Source organism: Actinobaculum sp. oral taxon 183 str. F0552 (assembly GCF_000466165.1).
GTDB lineage: Bacteria > Actinomycetota > Actinomycetes > Actinomycetales > Actinomycetaceae > Peptidiphaga.
Map to the genome: position 1 here is coordinate 55,107 of NZ_KE951410.1, position 5,322 is coordinate 60,428.

Consider the following 5,322-nt stretch of genomic DNA (forward strand, 5'->3'; position numbering starts at 1 on the left):
GGCCCGCCCCCGCCCCGAGAGAAGGACATGGTGGCAGATCACGCGACACTGCGCGATATGTGGGACGAACGGGTCCGAACGCGCCCCGACGCCGAATTCCTCGTCGTCGAAGACCCGGATACGGGCCGCGTCGAGCGGTACACCTACGCCGAGGCGGCCCGGGAGGTCGCCCGGGCGGCGAACCTCTTCCACCGGCTCGGCGTGGGCAAGGGCGACAGAGTGGCCGTGCACCTGTGCAACAGGGCCGAGTTCGTCGAGTGCTTCCTCGCCCTGACGAGCATCGGAGCCGTCGTCGTCCCGCTCAACACGTCCTTCACGGCTCCCGAATGCACGCACATCCTCGCCGAATGCGAGGTCGGCGTGCTCGTCACCGAGCACTCCCTCGCCGCAGGCGACCTGGCCGGGTTCGCCCCCGTCGTCGTGACGGTCGGAGACGGCCCCGGCGGCTACGCGGACCTGAAGGCCGAGCAGCCCTGCCGGCTGGCGTCGCGGCCCGAGCTCCGCCCCGACGACCTGGCGGAGATCATGTACACGTCGGGGACGACGTCGGCCCCCAAGGGCGTCATGATGACCCACGCCAACATGGTCTTCTCCGGCCGGTACGTCGTGTGGGAACTGGCGATGACCCCGGCGGACCGCTATCTGACGTGCATGGCCGCGACGCACGTCAACCTCCAGCTGTCCGCGCTCGTGCCGGTGATCGCCGCGGGGTGCGCGCTCATCCTCGAACGCCGCTATTCGGCCAGGCGGCTGTGGAGCCAGGTCCGCTTCCACCGGGCGACCCTTCTGCAGGCGATGGCGATGATCGTGCGCACTCTCCTCAAGCAGCCCCCCGACCCCTCCGACCGCGAGCACTTCCTCCGGGAGGTCCACTACTTCCTCCCGCTGACGGAGAGGGAGAAGGAGGAATTCGAGACTCGCTTCGCCACCCGGCTGCTCAACAACTACGGCTCGACCGAGACGCTGGTCGGAGTCATCACGGACTACCCCGAGGGACCCCGCCGCTGGCCGTCGATCGGGCGCCCCGGCCCCGGCTACGACGTGCGGATCCTGACACCGGACGGGCGGCAGGCTGCTCCGGGCCGATGCGGCGAGATCCTCGTCCGAGGAGAGGCGGGCGTCTCGCTCATGGCCGGCTACTGGAGGGACCCGCAGGCAACCGCCGCCGTCTTCGACGCCGACGGATGGCTGAGGACCAACGACGCCGGATACGCCGACGCCGACGGGTGGATCTACTTCGCCGACCGCATGGGCGACATCATCAAGCGGGCGGGGGAGAACGTCGCCGCCGCCGAGATCGAAGACGTTCTGCGCTCCCACCCGGAGGTCGCCGACGCGGCCGTCGTGGGAGTGCCCGACCCCGTGCGCGACGAGACGGTCAAGGCCGTCGTCGTCCCAGCCGAGGGAGCGAGCCCCGGCCAGGAGGCCATCCGCGACTACGCCGTCGAGCGCCTGGCGTGCTTCAAAGTCCCCGAGATCATCGAGTTCCGCACGAGCCTGCCGCGCGGCGAATACGGGAAGGTCCTCAAGAAACCACTCATCGACCCCATCAACCAACACGGAAAGGCGACGCAATGACGATCAAGACGGAAATGGTCGGGCAGACCTTCGGGCCCTTCACACGCGACTACACCTTCCGCGACCTGGAGCTCTTCGCCCTGGGCTGCGGCGCGGGAATCGACGGCAAGGACGGCCTCGAGTACATCAACGAGCACGACGAGCGCGACCCCCGCCTCAAGGTCCTGCCGATGTTCGGCGCCATGCTCATCGTCGACTCCGAGGTCACTCGCACGATCGACTACGGCTACAACTACGCCGGCTCCCTCCACTGGGGCTTCGACATCCGCTTCCACCGGCCCATCACCAAGATGGCCGACCGCCTGGAGACCAAGGTCAAGCTCGAAGGGCTCTACGACCGGGGCGAGGGAAGGGGCCTGTTGGCCCAGCACATCGGCGACACCTACGATTCGGACGGCAACCTCCTCTTCACCAACGAGTCCTGGGACTGCCTGATCTACGACGGCGGCTGGGGAGGCCCGAAGCCTCCGAAGGACATCGTCGACATGCCCGAGACCGCCCCCGACGTGGAGGTGACCGAGCGCATCCCGGAGAACCAGGCCCTCATCTACCGCCTGTCAGGCGACTACCACCCGCAGCACGTCGACTGGGACTACGCTGCCGAGAACGGCGAACCCCGCCCGATCCTGCACGCCATCAGCTACGCGGGAGTCGTCATGCGGCACGCCGTCAACGCCTTCGTCCCCGGCGAACCCGAGAGGATCACCCGCTTCAAGACGCGCATCACATCGCCGGTCCTGCCAGGCTCGACCCTGAAGACCCAGCTGTGGAAGGTCGCAGACGGCGAACTGCGCTTCCGGCTGGTCGACGAAGACGTCGAGGAGACCGGGGCCAAACCCCACCTGAACTGGGGGATCATCGAATACCGCTGACCAGCGGCGGGTGCGGCGCTCCCGCGGGAGCGCCGCGATCTCCCCTCTCAGCCCGGCGGTATCGATAGCATGGGCACCGCCAGGCCACAGGGCGGCCCTCGCCGAGGCGGGGCCGGCCGATTCCATCGGACGTTAGGAAGGCAATGTTCAGCATCGAGCGCCACGTTGTGGGCAGCTATCGGACGAACTGCTACGTCCTGACGAGCGCCGGCCAGGCGCTCGTCATCGACCCGGGAGACGAAGGCGACCGGCTCATCCGGGAGCTGGGGGAGGCCGACGTCTCCCACATCGTCCTGACCCACTGCCACAGCGACCACATCGGAGCCGTCAACGAACTCGCCGAACGCTACGGGGCGATCGTATGCGTCGGGCGGGACGACGCCGTGGGAGTGGCCGACCCCCACCTGTCGGGCTTCGACGAGGAGGGCTCGGACTACCGGGTTGAGCGCGTGGACCGGCTCCTCGACGACGGCGACGCGCTCGCGTGGGGCGAGGATCGCCTCGAGGTGATCGCCACCCCGGGCCACACCCCCGGATCTATCTGCCTGTACGACCCCGGGACGGGGACCATGTTCACGGGGGACACCCTCTTCGCCGACGGGATAGGCCGGACTGACTTCGTCCGCGGCGACGCGAAGGCCATGCGCGCGACCTGCGCCCGCCTCGCGGCCTACCCGGACGGAACGGCGATATTCCCCGGCCACGGGCCCCAGTCCGCGCTGGGACGCGAGAAGCGGCGGAACCCCTGGCTCCGGGAGTGATCGGGCGGCCTTGGCGAAAGGAGCTGATCGCGAGGCGCCTGCCGCCCGAGGGCGCCGCGCCCGAGAGCGGTGCCTGACGGCGCGGCGCTTCAGGTTGGCTCACAGGACGCGGTCGGGCTGAACTGGGTGCCTGACGGCGCGCGGCGATTCAGGAGACCGAGCGCAGCGTTCTCTCCAGCCCGGACCCGTGGAGCTGATCGCCGACGAGGTTCTCCACGTATTCGGGTATCTCGCCGAGGAAGCACTCGATGTCGTCGGGGGACAGGCAGAAGGCGCGCATGAGGACCGAGCCCTCGATCGCGTCGAGCAGCCGCGTCACCGACGTCCCCGCGGGGAGCGCGCCCGCGGTCTTGAACTCCCACAGGCGTGAGCGGATCCGCGCTATCGGCTTGAGATAGGTGTGCTCGTAGGCCGATCGGATGACGGGATGCTCCTCGCAGACCATTTCGACGAAGAGCCGTCGCAGAGCCCTCGCGTTCGGCCCCAGATAGAGGCGCATCCGGTATTCGGCCTCGTTGATCAGTATTTCGTCCACCGTCTTCCCCGCCGGGACGGGCGAGGGGATGAGACCGGTGAAGGCGTCCAGGAAGAGGTCCTCGCGGTCCGCCCATCGGGTGTACATCGACGACTTGCCCACTCCCGCCAACTGTGCAACCTTCGTGAGGTTGAAGCCGTGCCAGCCGATGTCTCCGTAGAGCTGCAGGCTCGACTCGAGGATGCGCCTGTCGGCGCCCGCGTTTCTCGGGCGCCCGACGCTCTTCCGCTGTGCAGCGCCGATGCTGGTCATAGACCCCCTTGGCCATGCGGCTCCGAGTGCGTGAATCCCGAGCCGGTCGTCACAAATCACCCTCATCATACCCGTTCTCCGCCCTGGTGAGCGGGGCGAATCGGGCATCCTCTCTCGAGCGTCGAAGCGCAGTGGGCATGCGTTCACCCTTTCGGTGCCCTTGGTCCCGGAATTCGCGGGGCCGTCGGTGTATCGTCGCGAGCATCTGCGCATTCTCGTTCCTTCGCACCCCGATGCGAAGATCCTGTTTCGGACTGTCGTCGTCCGAAACAGGCGTGGGAAGCGTGAGACGATTGAGGCCGCAGGCTACCGGCGCGCACTCCGCTCGGCGCGGGATGCTCGGATGCGGTCGCCGCGCCTTTGCCAACAACAGAGAGAGGCTCAAATGACTGTAGTGGTTGCGTACAAGTACGCGGCGAACCCACAGGACGCTTCCGTCGCCGCTGACGGCAACGTCAACTGGTCCCGTGCCAAGAGCACGGTCTCCGAATACGATCCCGTCGCCATCCAGCTGGGCCGGGACCTCGCCGACGCCAGCGGCGCCGAACTGGTGGGCGTCAGCGTCGGCGCCAAGGACGCCGCCAGCTCGATGGCGAAGAAGAACGCCCTGTCGAAGGGGCTCGACCGCGCGGTCGTCGTAGCGGACGGCGACGCGCCCACGTGGAATGCGACGAAGGTCGCTTCGGCGCTCGCGGAGCTCGTCAAGGGCGTCGACGGCGCGGACATCCTCCTGACCGGCGACTCCTCGGTCGACGAAGGCGCGAGGATCGTCTCGGCGCTCGCGGCCGGATACCTCGGCTGGCCGTGCTTCCAGGGCGTGGCGTCCGTCGCCAAGACGGCCGAAGGCTACGAGATCACCCAGAACGTGCCCGGAGGGACCCGGACGGTCGCCGTCTCCGGTCCGGTCGTCGTGGCGGCGGCGCCGGACGCCGTCACCCCGAAGGTCCCCTCCATGAAGGAGATCCTCGCCGCCGGCAAGAAGCCCTTCGCGACCGCCGAGGTCTCGCCCGCCGACGTCGAGGTGACCGTGACCGGCCGCGCCAAGCCGGATTCCAAGGCGCGCAAGAACCAAATCCTCGCCGGGCCCGACGCCGCGGCCCAGCTGATCGCCGCACTGCGGTCCGAAGGCGTGCTCTGAGAGCGGAAAGGAAATAGAGGAACAATGGCCAACACATGGATCATCGCGGTCGAACCGGAGATCGCCGCACTCATCGAGCACGGGCGGGCCGTCGGCGGCTCCGTCGTCGCCGTAACCGTCGGCGGGACGCCGGTCGCGGGAGTCGACCGGGTCGTCGACGTGCCCCTCGCCGAGGGCGTGCCCGCC

The 5,322-nt window shown here is 68.6% G+C and carries 5 protein-coding genes; 4 read left to right on the plus strand and 1 reads right to left on the minus strand.

All coding sequences use genetic code 11. From position 1 onward, the window contains the following. From HMPREF0043_RS02210 to HMPREF0043_RS02220, 3 genes are all read left to right on the plus strand, one after another. Positions 1-1,578 (plus strand): AMP-binding protein (locus HMPREF0043_RS02210; RefSeq protein WP_332248422.1); only part of this gene is annotated, 1,578 nt, incomplete at its 5' end. Then, complete coding sequence (locus HMPREF0043_RS02215; RefSeq protein WP_021601190.1) at positions 1,575-2,450, plus strand: MaoC/PaaZ C-terminal domain-containing protein; 876 nt, start codon at positions 1,575-1,577, stop codon at positions 2,448-2,450. The genes HMPREF0043_RS02210 and HMPREF0043_RS02215, both read left to right, overlap by 4 nt. Positions 2,451-2,593: 143 nt before the next feature. Continuing rightward, positions 2,594-3,211 (plus strand): MBL fold metallo-hydrolase, encoded by a 618-nt coding sequence (locus HMPREF0043_RS02220; protein ID WP_021601191.1) that lies wholly within the window; start codon positions 2,594-2,596, stop codon positions 3,209-3,211. A 148-nt stretch (positions 3,212-3,359) separates the two neighbouring features. Here the strand turns inward: HMPREF0043_RS02220 and HMPREF0043_RS02225 are convergent, their stop codons facing one another. After that, a complete protein-coding gene (locus HMPREF0043_RS02225; RefSeq protein ID WP_021601192.1) occupies positions 3,360-3,998 on the minus strand; it encodes a TetR/AcrR family transcriptional regulator in 639 nt (212 codons plus the stop codon). A 385-nt stretch (positions 3,999-4,383) separates the two neighbouring features. Between HMPREF0043_RS02225 and HMPREF0043_RS02230 the strand changes: the two genes are divergently transcribed. Continuing rightward, positions 4,384-5,136, plus strand: coding sequence for an electron transfer flavoprotein subunit beta/FixA family protein (locus HMPREF0043_RS02230; RefSeq protein ID WP_021601194.1), 753 nt, complete (start codon positions 4,384-4,386; stop codon positions 5,134-5,136). Positions 5,137-5,322 lie beyond the last annotated feature (186 nt).